The 323-nt window shown below is 69.0% G+C and carries 1 protein-coding gene; it reads right to left on the bottom strand.

Annotation, left to right across the window (positions count from 1 at the left end; all coding sequences use genetic code 11):
• A partial coding sequence (locus tag J1902_RS19195) for a P-loop NTPase family protein (RefSeq protein WP_504739372.1) occupies positions 1-323 on the bottom strand: 323 nt, incomplete at both ends.

The following is a 323-nucleotide window of genomic DNA, read 5'->3' on the forward strand; positions in this document are numbered from 1 at the left end:
ACTTCGGCCTGGACTTCCCTGAGGGCTTCGCTGTGGCCGCCGAGCTGCTCGAGCTCGTGGGCGAGTTCGGCGAGTTCCGCGCCGCCGGCCATCTGGGCCGTGAGCTCGTCCAGGGTGATGTCCTTCTTGTCGTAGTAGCCGATCGACCGGCCGCGCTTGAGCAGCAGGAAGCGGTCGCCGACCGGGAAGGCGTGGTGCGGGTTGTGGGTGATGAAGATGACGCCCAGGCCGCGGTCGCGGGCCTGCAGGATGTACCGCAGCACCACGCCGGACTGCTTCACGCCCAGGGCCGCCGTCGGCTCGTCCAGGATCAGCACCTTCGC

It is taken from the genome of Arthrobacter cavernae, from assembly GCF_017368795.1.
Classification (GTDB): Bacteria; Actinomycetota; Actinomycetes; order Actinomycetales; family Micrococcaceae; genus Arthrobacter; species Arthrobacter cavernae.